Origin of the sequence: Paenibacillus herberti (assembly GCF_002233675.1) — a bacterium.
In the GTDB taxonomy this organism is placed as follows: Bacteria; Bacillota; Bacilli; order Paenibacillales; family Paenibacillaceae; genus Paenibacillus_O; species Paenibacillus_O herberti.
The window spans coordinates 295,702-309,791 of record NZ_NMUQ01000001.1 but is presented as its reverse complement, the minus strand read 5'-3'; the positions used below and the strand labels follow the sequence as shown (position 1 = coordinate 309,791).

Sequence of the window (14,090 nt, the reverse complement as noted above, 5' to 3'; positions counted from 1 at the left end):
TAAACTGATCTTCTTTAAGAAGAAAGAAAATATTGGTAAAATGACAGATGTGATCTCGTTCAACCCTGTCCGTTAAACGGACACCCTACACAGTATGGAGGGCTTCTTGCTCCCCGCCCAGCACCCAGGGTATCTAGTTTATATCAACCCTTTGCGAAGATGTGGCTTCAAACCACCTCGTCGATCGGTTGGGCGGCGATGCCCTTATATTTCAAATCACCCCATACCTGTCAATCTGACAAGTGTGGAATTCCAGCCCGTGCAGCGCCGCCGTTCAAAGAGTAGCAGGGCACGAGAAGCCAACCCATACAATGGAAGTTGAGAATACGAACAATCATGAAAGGAGAATTAATCTATGGCAAACATTCAGAAGCGCGGTGACAATAGTTGGACGCTGACCGTCTACACAGGAGTACAGGCAAACGGCAAATATGGCCGCCGGACTAAAACTATTCGAGTTACGGATGAAAAGCTGCTCAAGACTTCCCGGAAGCTACAGGACTACCTGGACGCAGAATATGCAATGTTTAAGGCGGAGGTAGAGGCCGGCGAGTACATTGCCCCGCAGAAGCTCACCCTGGCTGATTTCGTAGCCAGTGAGTGGGCGCCGAAATACGCTGCCAAGCAGTTGGAGTTTAAAACGCAGATCATGCTTCAAAAGAACCTTAAAAATCAAATCCTTCCTGCCCTCGGACACATGAAGCTGGAAGATATTAAACCGCTTCATATCATCAGTCTGCTGGATCAGCTTTCAAAGGATGGCGGCCGCGCGGATGGCCGCAAAGGCGGCTTGTCCAGCGGAAGTATCAGGCTGGTTCACCGGACGCTTAAAAACGTTCTCCAGCGGGCCACCGAGTGGCGAGTCATCAAAACCAACCCGGTGGACGCCATACAAAAGCCTAAGACCGAGCGTTTCGAAGTGCAGCCTTATGACGAAGGGGAGGTAACGTTACTGCTGCAGGCTCTCCAGAAAGCCCCATACCATTGGCGCATGATGACTACTTTGGCGCTGACAACCGGCATGCGCCGCAGCGAGCTACTTGGATTGGAATGGCGGCATGTGGACTGGACAACAGGCGTTATCGATGTTAGCCAGAGCATGATTCATGCTCTTAAAGGTTCCTTCATCGTCAAAGAACCAAAGACGCTCAAATCCCGCCGCAAAATCTCTTTGCCCGCCTCTGTTCTTGCTGAGCTGCGGGAATACTACGCTTACCGCGTCAAAGAGAGAGACAAGGTAGGAGAAGCCTGGAACGGCCGCGATCAGGACGGGCGGGAGTGGCATTTTATGTTCTGCCATCCAGATGGCAGCCCATTCCACCATGAGCGCCCATACCAGTGGTTTCGAACGTTCCTGGAGAGACACGAGCTGCGATACATCCGTTTCCATGATCTGCGCCACACGGCCGCAACGCTGCTTATCAATCAAGGCGTTCACGCCAAGATCATTTCCGAGCGGCTTGGACACGGCAATATTACAACGACCATGAACATTTATGGACACGCTCTCCAATCTGCCGATCAGGCAGCTGCGGACAAGCTAGACGCCCTGTTTTCCGGACAACAAAAAGACGCTCAGAAAGCCGCTTCCGAACGCCAGAGATCGTAGCAAAGAACGCCGCGGCATGGAGCCGCTTCCCCTGCTTTTATAAAGCTTTTCGCATCAATTTCACATCAACCATGATTTTCCGCCTCTGTACCACATCTCTACACCCCACTGTAACAGTCGAAAAACCGCGTCAAATCAACGTTTATCTGTCTGTATTATCACCGAATTTCAAGAAAGGCGAATATGTATGGCTTGAGGATGAGGCCATCTGGGCGCTATTCAGAATGTGGTCCAGCTGTTCTGTCGTTACCGGATCGTCGGTATAACGGCGGATGGAACGATGCCCCTTCAGCGTTCCAAGCAGTTTATCCATGCCCGGAATGTTCGTCTTTTGCTCATTTGTCATCATGTTTATCCGCTCCTTACGCTGGCTTAACAGGTGACGGATTGTAGTATGAAGTTCGACACCTGAAAATAAAAAGACCCCTACTGGTTTCGTGTAAAATGGAAGTCAACACAACACCATTTTTTACAGAAGAACCCAACGTGAGCTGCTCCCATCTTAGCATAGTTGAACGCGGACAGCTAGAAACCTAGAAACCGGCAAAACGGCCTCCCCAGAAGCATTGGGGGGGGGGGGGGCCATTTTGTTTATGAATTAAATTACTTGTTTCCCTTTTCCATTTTCACTTTTTCGGAGAAAGCGTTAAGTGAAGCGAAGGAAAAATCATCAAATTTGTTAAAATAAGGTTCCTTCAATTTTCTTCAAGACAAAGATCATTTTTTTACCGACCTTTAACTCTGGCTCATACGGTTCGGACAATTCGCTGCGCCGCAAAAAAATAGTAGAAGGAGCATCCCCACTTATAACCTGCTTTACGCCAATTTCCACCTGAGTTAAACGGATTTTCAATGAAGATCCTTTTTTTGAATTTTTTCTTTGACGGCATCCTCAGCAGGCCCAGTAATTACAGCTTCTTCTTTATCTTTGAACTTCATCACCTGACCATAAACCAATAAGCTGCTCGAAAGTAGGATCGTAAAAATCCATAAATTCTGGTTTTGCCTGCGTTTGGGCGTGAGTCGAAGGATTTTCAATGCTGTGGTAACTTGTCTGATCGACCTTACTATTTTGTTGAGCGAAGAAAAGTCCACCGATGGCAATGATAGCCGCAATAGCTGGAATCGTGATTTTAAATATTTTCTTATTCAAATTTCCCCATCCCTTCTTTATGTTGGGATTATAATCCATACATTGTTCGGATATCGCTATTCTCATGGGCTTGCGGTGTTGAAAAACCCAATGCACTTTGACGCATTACAGACATAGTAGAGGCTGGTATTGGGTTATACATCTCTGGATGGCCCAGTCCCATAATATGGCCCAATTCATGCGTTAATATTTTAGTTTGATCGAGTTCAGTCGGCCCGGCATAGTTACCATCTGGATTGCACCAAACAGCACCGTATGTGATCATTTTATTCGAGTTTTGTGCTTGTGAGTATGTCATTATTTGTGCACCTGCAGAGTCGTACAGAATAGCTACAGCCGCAGCATAATACGAAATTCCAGCATTATCCCAAGAGGTCTGCGTAGGGGTGGTCAGATCGACTGTTGACGTACTAAAAGACACCGAATACGCTACAACTGGAGAGGATGAGTTCATCCAGTTACTAACTGATGAGCCAAAGTTATCGATATATGGTGCCTTAAGATAATCCCCGTTAGCATTTAATCTAAGCATATTTCCGGCGGCACTCAAATTTTGCCATCTTAAAGAGACTACCGAACTTGTTGCTGGATTGTAAAAAACTTCATGAGCTGATAAAGTTGCTGGTTGTGCTTACAATAGAACAATAATAGCTCCTAATGCAGATGCGACCTTTTTGAAACTTCTCCCCACTACTCCTCACTCCCTCAGTATTCAAATGTATTACTCACAATTATCTTATATTTTTTTTGAAATCTTTATATGTAGTAATCAAAGAATATTGTGCTTTGATAATGTCCCATGGGATAGAAGGCATTGACATTTTGTAGAGCGGAAATAAAGTAGGTCGTCGTGATGAAAAAAAAATCATTAGCGGGCACATGAAGAACGAGGAAGGAGCAGCAGCACTTGCTCACCGTAATCGAGGCAATGCACCGCCAGATCCAGCATGCATGCAAAAAAAACAGCCGAAGGATCATCGTCCTCCGGCTGTTGTTCAGTCAGTCAATTCACCTGCAGATTCTGAATCATGCGGTCAAACAGCACGAGCATGACCTGAATCTCTTGTTCCGACATGCCTTTGTAAAGCTTATGCATGAGCGCCTGCCGCGTCTCGTCAATAAACTTAAGCAGTTCCAAGCCCGGTTCCTCAATACTCAGTAAAACGACTCTGCGGTCCTGCTCCCCCCGCTCACGGGAAATATAACCCAGTTCAACGAGTCTGTCTGCCAGTCCCGTTACCGCACCTGATGTAATGAGCAGCTTGTCCGCCAGAATCGACGCCTTCTGCGGACCCTCAGACGCCAGCAAGGTAAGAATACGGGCATGCGTAAGACCGAGCCCATTCACATTGTCCCGGTTCCACTCTGAGGTGATCAGCTTGCGTACGAGCCGAAATCGGTCGTCCAACTGCTTGGTCAGTTCCTCTGATACCGCTTCGTAGACCATGCTTTCGCCTCCTGCTCCAATTGCTCCTGGATGTAGTATATCCTTAACTACTATAATTCTTCCGATTGAAGAAAAAAAAGACAAAACCTGACCTTTTAGCCTGCTGCGCAGGACAGAAACGTCCTTAATGGCTTCTTTACGCAGGCGGAGCAATCAAGTTTCATTTTTTTGAATTTTAAAAAAAAAAGCAGCGGAACAACTCTTCGTACAATGAGCACCCGGGACTGAGCGCCTGAGCTATCATCCATAAAACATGCAAAAAGCCCCTATCATCCTGGTCAGGACGATAAGGGCCAGCTATGAAGGCTGAAGCAGCCTCAAAAATTACCAGATACGCAGTAAAAGTTCAACAAGTCCACCCGACTCGCCTTCCTGGTTACCGATGAGCATAACGGCCATCAGCATAACTGCGCATGCCATAACCATCATCCACAGGTATCTCATGGACGTCCCTCCCGTTTACAAGATTCGTTAATTTAATTGTAACGCAGAAGGGCTTGTCGAAGCCGTAACTCAATCCTAAAAAATTCTTAAGAAAGTCTAAAGACTTTTTCCTCCAAGTCCCTCATCCCCAATCTTAGACGGAAGGGCAGGGTTGACTGGTGCAGTCTCCAGCGCAAGCGGAAGGCGGATTTGGAAAGAAGTCAGATAAGGATCGCTGGCAGCGGACACCTTGCCTCCATGCTGCTCTATAATGCTTTTGGCAATAGCGAGACCGAGGCCTGAGCCTCCACTGCTAAGCCCTCTAGCTTTATCTACGCGGTAGAACCTGTCGAATAAATGCGGTAGGTCAACGGAAGAAATCATCTCCCCATAGTTGACCACCTCGACGACAGCCTCCAGTCCTTCCGCAGAAGCATGCAGGTCCACTTTTCCGCCATCCTTACCGTAATGGATCGCATTGGCAAGTAAGTTCTCGAACACACGTACCAACTTGTCAGAATCACCTGTTACCATCAACTTGCCTGAGGGAGCATGCAGAGCACCAGTCAAACCGACCTCCTCAAGGGGAACCCGATACTGAATAAGCAGCTGCCGCAGCAGCTCCGTCAGGTTGAAGGTGTGAATGCGCTGCGGCGACGTCTCGTATCTCATCCGGGTATAATCGAACAGATCGTTAATCAGCACATTTAACCGTTTGGACTTCTCATAAGCGATATGCACATATTGACGCAGCTCCACCTCGTCCCGATAGCGATCCTGCTCAATTAGTCCGAGATACCCGATGATCGAGGTGAGCGGCGTACGCAGATCATGGGAGACGTTCGTAATCAGCTCACTTTTAGTCTGCTCGGCCCGCCGCTCATCGTCGAGGGAAAGCTGGAGCTTGTGCACCAGATAATTAATGTAGGAAGCCAGATCGCCGAGTTCATTTTTTTGACGTACCGGAACTTGGAAGTTGAAATTCCCGTCCGAAATATAGCGTACACTACGGCTTACGTCGCGAAAATATCGGAACTGCCGCTGCTGGAACAGCAGCAAATACACCAGGAATAGCCCTAGCGCGAGAATAACTAACGTGAAGTCTCCGAACTGATCGATCAGCAGATGAGCGAACTGGCGCAGCGAAGGGAACTGGCTCGCCAGCCTTTCGGCAACTACGATGAGCAGCACCGAGGTAATGACGGATAGCGCGGCGCTCAGCGCCAGATGCAGCAGCAGACGGAAGGTCATATCCTTGACTACATTGTCATCCTTCAATTTTGTAGCCTACCCCCCACACCGTTACGATGAACTTGTCGCCGGTCTCTTGCTCCAGCTTGTCACGCAGCTTGCTTATATGCACCATGACCGTATTGTTCGACTCATAGAACTTTTCCTTCCATACCTGCTGGAAAATATCCTCCGCGCTGAACACCTTACCGGGATGCAGGGCAAGAAGATGCAAAATGCCGAACTCCGTACTCGTCAAATGAAGCTGCCGTCCGTCCGGCAGGCAAGTAACCGTATGAGTCGACTTGTCGATGACAAGCGGCCCAAGCTCGACCGCCCCATCTAATTCCCGGGCATCGCCACCGGCCTTAGGGAACTGATACGCACGGCGCAGCAGGGACTTCACACGTGCAACCAATTCCAGAGGATTAAACGGCTTGACCATATAGTCATCCGCTCCGGTCATCAGCCCCATAATTTTATCCATATCTTCAGCACGGGCGCTCAGCATCAGAATCGGAATTTGCACCGAGCCTTCCCGTCGCAGCTGTCGGCATACTTCCAGCCCATCCGTTTTGGGCATCATGATGTCCAGTACGATCAGATGAAAAGTGTCAGAGGCAACCCGCTCCAATGCCTCATCGCCGTTATGTGCGAGCACCGTAGCATAACCCTCGTTGGCAAGATAAATTTGAATCAACTCCGCGATTTCGCGGTCATCGTCGACAATAAGCAGCTTTTTCAACCGGTACCACTCCTTATTGCCACTATACCGCAAGCGCAGCCGGCATTGGAAGCGGCCATGGATAATCCACAGGGAAGCTTAAGGTTCTTTAGGAATTTTTAAACGATCTCTTCAAAACATAAATAAACCCCGCCCTTGTTTGGACAAGGACAGGGGACGAATGATAGCGTTGATTAAAAATTATTATTCTGTTTTCTCATTGATCAGAATGATATTCTGATCCGGGTAATACACGCAATAGGCGCCAAGCGCCTCCGCGATGAAGCGCAGTGGAACCATCGTTATACCGCTCATGTTCTGCGCTGGAACGGACAGTTCAACTTCCATATCGTTGACCTTCGCCTTTGTTTTGTTGACCTGAAGCGTAATCGTGTTCGTCCCCTTGGTCGCTTTGATCGTCTGCTCATACTGATCCCACTCGACATTGGCGTCCATCGCCTCAAAAATACCACGCAAAGGAACGAGTGTACGGCCCTCGGTAACGATCGGCTCGCGAGGCAGTGTCTGCTTGAAGCCGTTCACTAACACGCCTGGCGCTTCTTTTTTCTTCGCTTCAGCCGGTTTTGCTTGCGCCGGTAGTCCTGCAACAGCTCCTGTCAGTAACAGCCCTGCGAGCAAAGCCCCGATAACTTTTTTCTGTTTGAAGGAATTAAACTTCTTCATGACTATACCCTCCTTTGAATATGGGGAATCCGTTTTCATTAAACCGCTTGATATCTAGGTTAAACACTAGTAATAAGAAGAAGTTGCGATGTCGATAATAGTTCCAGTTCGACGTGCCTGAGCAGCTTAATTACCGCTCATTTTCTGAAATATTGCCGGACCTCTTAACCTGACGATAGCCGTATTCACTTTAATGCAGGAAAGCGTCAATCGGTAGTCAAGAAATTAGACATATGGTACACTGAAGGAATGATGTTATTCCTGGGAGGGACAAGCAATGGCACCGAAGAAAATGCGTTCAGATATGATCAAAAAAGGCTTCGACCGCGCCCCGCATCGCAGTCTCCTGCGTGCCGCAGGGGTCAAAGAAGAGGACTTCGACAAACCGTTTATCGCGGTATGTAATTCTTATATTGATATTATTCCCGGCCATGTGCATCTTCAGGAATTTGGCAAGATCGTCAAAGAAGCCATCCGCGAGGCTGGCGGCGTTCCGTTCGAGTTCAACACAATTGGCGTAGACGATGGCATCGCTATGGGACATATCGGCATGCGCTATTCGCTTGCCAGCCGTGAAATCATCGCGGATTCTGTGGAGACTGTCGTTAATGCCCACTGGTTTGATGGCATGGTTTGCATTCCGAACTGTGACAAAATCACACCGGGCATGATCATGGGTATGCTGCGCGTCAACATCCCGTCCATCATGGTCAGCGGCGGCCCAATGAAAGCCGGCCGTACGAGCGACGGTCGCGCAATCTCCCTGACAAGTGTATTTGAAGGCGTTGGCCAGTTCATGGCCGGCAAAATCGATGAAGTCGGCTTGACAGAGCTTGAACAATTCGGCTGTCCAACTTGCGGCTCTTGCTCCGGCATGTTCACGGCTAACTCCATGAACTGTCTGGCCGAGGCGCTCGGCATCGCGCTTCCAGGCAACGGCTCCATTCTGGCTGTTTCTCCAGAACGCAAGGAATTCGTTAAGGAATCCGCTCGTCAGCTCATGAAGCTGATCGATATGAATTTGCGCCCACGCGACATCGTCAACGCAGAAGCGATCGACAATGCTTTTGCGCTGGATATGGCGATGGGAGGCTCCACCAACACGGTGCTGCATACACTGGCCATCGCTCATGAAGCTGAGATCGATTATCCGATCGCCCGCATCAATGAAGTTGCCAACCGCGTGCCGCATCTGTCCAAACTCGCTCCTGCGTCCGATCTCCACATGGAGGACGTACACGAAGCAGGCGGCGTCAGCGCCGTTCTTAACGAGCTGCTGAAAAAAGAAGGCGCGCTGCATGCGGACAACATTACCGTTACTGGCAAAACAATTCGCGAAAATGTCGAGCATGTCATACCGAAACGCCGTGACGTTATTCGTCCAATCGACGATCCGCATTCCGAGCGCGGCGGCCTCGCCGTTCTGTTCGGCAACCTGGCTCCTGACGGCGCGATCATCAAGGTCGGCGCTGTGGACAAATCCGTAGGAGGCTACCATCGCGGCCCTGCAATCTGCTTCGACTCCCAGGACGCTGTTCTGGAAGGCCTTAGCAAAGGTCTCGTCAAAGAAGGTCATGTCGTGGTCATCCGTTACGAAGGGCCAAAAGGCGGCCCTGGTATGCCTGAGATGCTGGCTCCAACCTCGCAAATCGTTGGCATGGGCCTCGGTGCCAAAGTCGGTCTTATCACCGACGGACGTTTCTCCGGCGCATCGCGCGGCATCAGTATCGGTCATATTTCACCTGAAGCGGCTGACGGCGGCCCACTGGCCTTCGTTAATGATGGCGACATCATCGAGCTCGACATGAACAACCGTACGATTCAACTCGAGATTAGCGACGAGGAAATGGCGAAGCGTCGCGCCGAGTGGCCAGGCTTCGAGCTCAAGATCAAACGCGGCTATCTTGCCCGCTACGCACATTTGGTCACCTCCGCCAGCACTGGCGGCGTGATGAAGCTGTAGGTTTCATCCCTATCCTTTAACAACAAAGCTCCTCAAGCGGCAGGTTGATCCTGCTGCTTGAGGAGCTTTTTTAGGATCCGGCCCCCATATGTCAGAGGCCGGACTTCAATTAAACTTTCAACGCACCGGCGAGAACCATCTCGCCGCGCGGAGTAGCTCCGAAAGCATCTGGTTCCAGCGTAATCGCTACCTGGTCAAAGGAACCTCCTGGGAACGTGAACGTGACTGCCCCTGAGTTGCCCGACGGCTTGAACGTGCCGGCATTGACTGGTTTGTCCCCTTTGATCAGCCATACTTGGAACGCCTCTTCATCTTTAAGCTCAGGCAGCTTGCTCGCTTGCACGATAAGATGCGTGCCTCTCTCATCGACTAGAATATAGGCCTGACCTCGCGCGACGAGATCCTTGACTGGCTTCAGGGAAACTACCTGGCTCACCGCCGCTCCTGTGAAGGGCTCAGCCGCCTTTTTCAGCTCACTGTTTGCGTTGTCCAGGCTCAGTCTAGTCTGGCCAAGCTCTGCCGCGAGACGTTTGTTCTCGCGGTTCAGGCTGTCCATCCGCTGCGCTAGCACACCGGACAACAACAGCATCACTGCAGCAGCTGCCGCCAGAACAGCTGTAAGCGAGGCGCGCCAACCTCTGGTTTGTTGCTGTGGAGAAGGCGTCCACGTCGCCGATGTGGCGGTCGCAGCTTCAGCACCTTTTTGTAGGGCAGGCTCATTGGTTTCAAGGGAAGTCGGGCTGTTCACCGCTTCTTCAGCCGATTGCTGAAGCCGATTCGCCTCGGCTTCAGCACGACGCTCTTCCGCATAGAGTTCTGCAGCACGATGCTCTTCAGCTCGTTGCTCTAAAGAATTTGCGTCACGATGTTCTGCAGCACGTCGCTGTCCAGCATGCAACTCCGCGTCACTAGGCTTTGCAGCACGCAGTTCTGCAGCATCATCCTGTTCCAATTCGTCGCGATCATCCTCGCCAGTTCTGCTAGATGCCAACGAGATTCCCTCAGCTCCGCTGTCCCTTCTCTCCGGCGCAGAACCTCGCAGCACGGCGTCCAGCACCCGCTTTTTCATCCCCTCGGGAGGGTCCACCTGCTCTGCAGCCAACGGCAACAGACCAAGAAGCTCCTGCAGCCTGCCAAGCTCCTGCCTGCACTCGGCGCAGTCCTGTACATGTGTCTCCATGCGGACGCGCTCTCCACCATCCAACATACCTAATGCATACAGCTCTATGTCAGAGCATGGACGCTCATCGGACTCTGAATGCTCTTCCCTCATGTACGAACCCCCTCTCTCCACGAATCGCCGAGCCGCTTGCGCAGCTGACGTAGACCGAGGCGGATGCGACTCTTCACCGTGCCAAGCGGAATATCATGGTGATCGGCTATCTCTTGCTGAGTATAACCCCCGTAATAAACCCATTCCAGAACTTGCTTCTGTTCCACGTTAAGCTCAGACAGTGCTTGTCTCATCTGCTCGGCCATCAAACGGTTCTCAACGGCCAGCTCGGTCGTGAGCGGATCGCTTATCACATCCAGCCCGATCTCCCCACCAGCCGCGGGACGGCTATCCCGCCTGCGCAGCCAGTCGATGGATCGGTTGCGAGCCATGGCAAAAACCCAGCTACTGACCTTGCCATTCCGTCCGTTCGAGGTATATGCCTCTGCATTATTCCATATTTTCAAAAACAGCTCTTGAATTATTTCTTCTGCTGCCATACCGTCTCCGACAATTCGGTAAATGAACGAATACAGCGGTCGCTCATAACGGTCATAAAGCTTCTCCAGCGCGTCGCTGCTCCGGGAGGCTATCTGCAGCATCAGATGCTCTTCCCAGTCTGCCTCGGTCATGAATTCCTCTCCCTTCTTTTCCATCATAGCTCCTTCATGGTAAAAGTCCAATGTAAAAGCCCGATAGAATCGCGAAAAGAATCAGCAACAATGGATTCAATTCAAGTAGAACAAGCCATACGCTTCCGCCATACCCTTGGGTCATATACATACGCAAAAAAAACCGGCCTCGACTGATGGCGGGCCGGTTGGCAAATGGTTAGGACAAAATCGTTGTAGGAAGGGCAGCTTCCTCTGCCGTGGCTGCAAGGGGCAGCTCGTTGGGACTTTCGGCTTTTCTAGGAGCCGGCGTTGTCATGTTCACGAAGCTCTCCATATCCATGCGAGACAGAAACAGCATTCGAGGATACATGACATTCGCGCCGCCGCGGCCTGTTTTCTTCGTGCTGGATGTCTGCTTCTGTTTCAACTTCAACTTCAACTTCGGCTTGGCGGACAGCACTCGGAATAAAATCTTTAGATAAATGCGAGAACCTTTGGCGAACAAATTTTCCGGCAGATCAAACAATTGGAAGCCTAGCTTGTCTGTTCCCTTATGAATCATTGAGACCCCGTAGAGAGCCTTGACGGACGACATTTTTGGATCGTTCAGCACGGCTCTGGACACAACGGGAAGAGCGGACTCCATCTCTCGAATCAAACGGATCATTACCGTAACCGGAGAAGAGGAGCGCATAGCCGCTTGACGAAGCAGAGCGTTGTCCAGATGAATTTCGGCCAGCTTGTCACCTTTGGTGATGCGGACGCCTTCTTTTAGCTCGATCTCAGGTCCGTTATAACTAACCTGGCGATAGTGCAGAATAGGCTTGCCGCCTTCTTTCCCGGCGATTGGCTTGAGTCTGAACACCAAATGGAACAGATTCTCATATTGCAACCATGCCGCTGCGAACAGACGGTTCCACCAGCTAGGCCGCCTCGCCTTGTTCTTCTCTGTCAGTTCAATCAGCTCCGGGACCGTGACAAAGCGGTATCCCTTGCGGGTACCTTCCTCCAAATAATACTGCAGCGCCTCCAGCATTTGGGCCGGCGCGTTCGCATCCGCTCCTAGAGTCAGGCCACAGTCATGAAGGAGTACAACTTCTCCCGGCTTCAGCTTTTTGAGCAATCGACGCTTAAGCCGATTGGAGTCCTCATGCGCCCTCCAGTCACCGAAGATGCCGGACCACAGCACAATCTTGTACTGACCTTTTTTGGAAAAATCAAACAAATTGACGATTCCCCAAGGCGGACGATAAAACACAGGGGTCTCCCCTGTCGAGCGCTCAATTACTTCGGCCGTCAAGGAAATCTGCTTCTTGACCGCTTTTGGCCTCATTATCCAGTTCGCCTTGTGCACGTAATTATGAATTCCGATCGTATGGCCTTCATCCTTCATCCGCTTAAGCAGCTCCGGGTGCCGTTCCGCATGGGCTCCAACGACAAAAAAAGTCGCCCTGGCACCGTGCCTGGCGAGCAAGTCCAGCAGCTTAGGCGTATACTGCGGATCAGGTCCATCATCGAAGGTGAGGGAGATCTCCTTCTCCGACAACCCTTTCTTGAACACGCGGAAACCGAACATGCGGCTCACCAACCCCGGGATGAATGCATAGAGCGAGAGGAAGTAGAATCCCCAGACAAGCAAATTCTCCATCGTTCATTTCCCCACCATATTCTCTTGAAGTCTACGACCCATTGTAACATAAACGAGTTTCAAAAAACGCCTGCTTATCTAAAATCTATAGTACAATCAGAACAGAAATATGAATCGATTTCCAATTGTTGCCCTCAAAGGAGTCTGATTAACCATGTTAATGTTTTACCGTAAATACTGGCGTACCGCGTTCGACATTGGGCTTATTGCCCTCACCATGTACCTAATTATGCTTGCCTTCACCTATCTTTACTCGATTGCCGCTCCCATTTTCCTGTCTCTACTTATCTTTTTCGCCATCGAACCACTGGCCAAGCTGCTTAATCGAGCCGGAATGAAAAAATCGATCGCCTCCGCGATTTCCATCATGGTTTTTTCGGCTCTCATTCTCGGAGTATTCTTCGGTGCAGGTTATATTATGATTCGGCAAGCCACTGCGCTAGCGGACAGACTGCCCATGTACCAGAATATCCTCCTAGCTCAGGTAACGGAAGGTTCCACCTGGCTCAAAGAAAAAGTCAGCGCCCTACCGCCGGGAACGGTGGACAAGCTGCAAGAATACATCGATTCAATAACGGCGTGGGGGCAAAAAATCGCCGAAGGATTTCTACTCAAGGCCGCCGGCTATTTGAGCTCTGTCTCCACATTTATGTTCAATTTTGTTATCGGGATCATCCTCGCCTACTTCCTCAGCATCGAGATTGGCAGTTGGAAGCGGATCGCCGCGAGCAAGACGCCACGTACGTTCAAGAAAGCTTTCACCTTTCTGCGGGAAAACGTCTTCTCCGGCATTACCGCTTACCTCAAATCGCAGCTCAAGCTGATTACGATAACATTTATCGTCGTATTTGTATCCCTGCTGCTGCTTGGCGTTGACAATGCTCTTACAATCTCCGTTTTGGCAGCGACCTTCGACGTATTGCCGCTGCTTGGCGTCGGCACCATCTTTGTGCCATGGATCTTGTACCTGTTCGCAGTCGGCGATTTTCAATTGGCCATTTGGCTCTTGGTGTTGTTCCTCGTCATCGTCGTTGCACGGCAAATTCTCGAACCGCTCATTACCGGAGACACACTCGGAGTTTCTGCGTTTACGATGCTTGCGTGCATGGTCATCTCGCTATCCTTGTTTGGAATAGTCGGCGTCATCCTTTCTCCCGTGCTGCTCATTCTCGTCAAGGCGCTGTACGACCAGGGCTATCTCCGGCGCTGGATTACGCCGCCGCAAGGTGAGTATGATGTGGAGCTCGCTGAAAAGCATTAACTGGATAACCAGTTAAGACAAAACAGAATCTTACGGATAATAGTTAGGCGTCTCTCAAGTAAGCAATTTTTTTTAGCCCGAAAGAGTGAAGAGCCCTCCCGAATGGGAAGGCTCTTCACTC

Annotated in this window: 14 protein-coding genes; 3 read left to right on the top strand and 11 right to left on the bottom strand. The window is 50.4% G+C overall.

Features of this window, described 5'->3' with window-relative positions:
• Nucleotides 1-355 precede the first annotated feature (355 nt).
• The gene (locus CGZ75_RS01465) at nucleotides 356-1,609 is read left to right on the top strand and encodes a site-specific integrase (protein WP_089522484.1); all 1,254 of its coding nucleotides are present in this window, start codon (nucleotides 356-358) and stop codon (nucleotides 1,607-1,609) included.
• Nucleotides 1,610-1,751: 142 nt separating this feature from the next.
• On the opposite strand, the gene CGZ75_RS01460 is transcribed toward CGZ75_RS01465, so the two are convergent.
• The 8 genes from CGZ75_RS01460 to CGZ75_RS01435 form a co-directional block, all read right to left on the bottom strand.
• Nucleotides 1,752-1,958 carry a nitroreductase family protein gene (locus CGZ75_RS01460; protein WP_089522482.1) on the bottom strand — a complete coding sequence of 69 codons (207 nt, stop codon included), beginning with the start codon at nucleotides 1,956-1,958 and terminating at the stop codon, nucleotides 1,752-1,754.
• A gap of 330 nt (nucleotides 1,959-2,288) precedes the next feature.
• Entirely contained in the window at nucleotides 2,289-2,462 is a 174-nt protein-coding gene (locus tag CGZ75_RS24960) for a hypothetical protein (RefSeq protein WP_176444636.1), read from the bottom strand.
• Between the two features lie 69 nt (nucleotides 2,463-2,531).
• On the bottom strand, nucleotides 2,532-2,762 hold the full coding sequence (locus CGZ75_RS01455; RefSeq protein WP_141136626.1) for a DUF6520 family protein: 231 nt from the start codon (nucleotides 2,760-2,762) through the stop codon (nucleotides 2,532-2,534).
• 28 nt (nucleotides 2,763-2,790) lie between these two features.
• Complete coding sequence (locus CGZ75_RS24315; protein WP_141136625.1) at nucleotides 2,791-3,312, bottom strand: hypothetical protein; 522 nt, start codon at nucleotides 3,310-3,312, stop codon at nucleotides 2,791-2,793.
• 453 nt (nucleotides 3,313-3,765) lie between these two features.
• Nucleotides 3,766-4,209, bottom strand: a complete 444-nt coding sequence (locus tag CGZ75_RS01450) for a MarR family winged helix-turn-helix transcriptional regulator (protein ID WP_089522478.1) — start codon at nucleotides 4,207-4,209, stop codon at nucleotides 3,766-3,768.
• Nucleotides 4,210-4,749: 540 nt separating this feature from the next.
• Nucleotides 4,750-5,910 carry a sensor histidine kinase gene (locus tag CGZ75_RS01445; protein WP_245850661.1) on the bottom strand — a complete coding sequence of 387 codons (1,161 nt, stop codon included), beginning with the start codon at nucleotides 5,908-5,910 and terminating at the stop codon, nucleotides 4,750-4,752.
• The gene (locus tag CGZ75_RS01440; protein WP_089522476.1) at nucleotides 5,900-6,607 is read right to left on the bottom strand and encodes a response regulator transcription factor; all 708 of its coding nucleotides are present in this window, start codon (nucleotides 6,605-6,607) and stop codon (nucleotides 5,900-5,902) included. Before CGZ75_RS01440 ends, CGZ75_RS01445 begins: the two co-directional genes overlap by 11 nt.
• A gap of 183 nt (nucleotides 6,608-6,790) precedes the next feature.
• Nucleotides 6,791-7,270: a copper amine oxidase N-terminal domain-containing protein gene (locus CGZ75_RS01435; protein ID WP_176444635.1), complete on the bottom strand. Its 480-nt coding sequence runs from the start codon at nucleotides 7,268-7,270 to the stop codon at nucleotides 6,791-6,793.
• A gap of 277 nt (nucleotides 7,271-7,547) precedes the next feature.
• Between CGZ75_RS01435 and ilvD the strand changes: the two genes are divergently transcribed.
• Nucleotides 7,548-9,233, top strand: a complete 1,686-nt coding sequence (ilvD, locus tag CGZ75_RS01430) for a dihydroxy-acid dehydratase (RefSeq protein ID WP_089522472.1) — start codon at nucleotides 7,548-7,550, stop codon at nucleotides 9,231-9,233.
• Nucleotides 9,234-9,342: 109 nt separating this feature from the next.
• Here ilvD and CGZ75_RS01425 read toward each other — a convergent pair whose 3' ends face one another.
• The 3 genes from CGZ75_RS01425 to CGZ75_RS01415 form a co-directional block, all read right to left on the bottom strand.
• Nucleotides 9,343-10,506 (bottom strand): anti-sigma factor, encoded by a 1,164-nt coding sequence (locus CGZ75_RS01425; RefSeq protein WP_089522470.1) that lies wholly within the window; start codon nucleotides 10,504-10,506, stop codon nucleotides 9,343-9,345.
• Complete coding sequence (locus CGZ75_RS01420) at nucleotides 10,503-11,105, bottom strand: RNA polymerase sigma factor (RefSeq protein ID WP_245850660.1); 603 nt, start codon at nucleotides 11,103-11,105, stop codon at nucleotides 10,503-10,505. The genes CGZ75_RS01425 and CGZ75_RS01420 overlap by 4 nt, the downstream gene beginning before the upstream one ends.
• A 172-nt stretch (nucleotides 11,106-11,277) precedes the next feature.
• The gene (locus tag CGZ75_RS01415) at nucleotides 11,278-12,708 is read right to left on the bottom strand and encodes a polysaccharide deacetylase family protein (protein ID WP_089522468.1); all 1,431 of its coding nucleotides are present in this window, start codon (nucleotides 12,706-12,708) and stop codon (nucleotides 11,278-11,280) included.
• Between the two features lie 154 nt (nucleotides 12,709-12,862).
• Between CGZ75_RS01415 and CGZ75_RS01410 the strand changes: the two genes are divergently transcribed.
• The gene (locus CGZ75_RS01410; RefSeq protein ID WP_089522466.1) at nucleotides 12,863-13,969 is read left to right on the top strand and encodes an AI-2E family transporter; all 1,107 of its coding nucleotides are present in this window, start codon (nucleotides 12,863-12,865) and stop codon (nucleotides 13,967-13,969) included.
• Nucleotides 13,970-14,090 lie beyond the last annotated feature (121 nt).

What these genes read in the sequence shown, in the direction of transcription:
- CGZ75_RS01465 (WP_089522484.1), top strand. Translation starts at nt 356, where the DNA reads ATGGCAAACATTCAGAAGCGCGGTGACAATAGTTGGACGCTGACCGTC.
- CGZ75_RS01460 (WP_089522482.1), bottom strand. Translation starts at nt 1,958, where the DNA reads ATGATGACAAATGAGCAAAAGACGAACATTCCGGGCATGGATAAACTG.
- CGZ75_RS01450 (WP_089522478.1), bottom strand. Translation starts at nt 4,209, where the DNA reads ATGGTCTACGAAGCGGTATCAGAGGAACTGACCAAGCAGTTGGACGAC.
- CGZ75_RS01435 (WP_176444635.1), bottom strand. Translation starts at nt 7,270, where the DNA reads ATGAAGAAGTTTAATTCCTTCAAACAGAAAAAAGTTATCGGGGCTTTG.
- ilvD (WP_089522472.1), top strand. Translation starts at nt 7,548, where the DNA reads ATGGCACCGAAGAAAATGCGTTCAGATATGATCAAAAAAGGCTTCGAC.
- CGZ75_RS01425 (WP_089522470.1), bottom strand. Translation starts at nt 10,506, where the DNA reads ATGAGGGAAGAGCATTCAGAGTCCGATGAGCGTCCATGCTCTGACATA.
- CGZ75_RS01420 (WP_245850660.1), bottom strand. Translation starts at nt 11,105, where the DNA reads ATGATGGAAAAGAAGGGAGAGGAATTCATGACCGAGGCAGACTGGGAA.
- CGZ75_RS01415 (WP_089522468.1), bottom strand. Translation starts at nt 12,708, where the DNA reads ATGGAGAATTTGCTTGTCTGGGGATTCTACTTCCTCTCGCTCTATGCA.
- CGZ75_RS01410 (WP_089522466.1), top strand. Translation starts at nt 12,863, where the DNA reads ATGTTAATGTTTTACCGTAAATACTGGCGTACCGCGTTCGACATTGGG.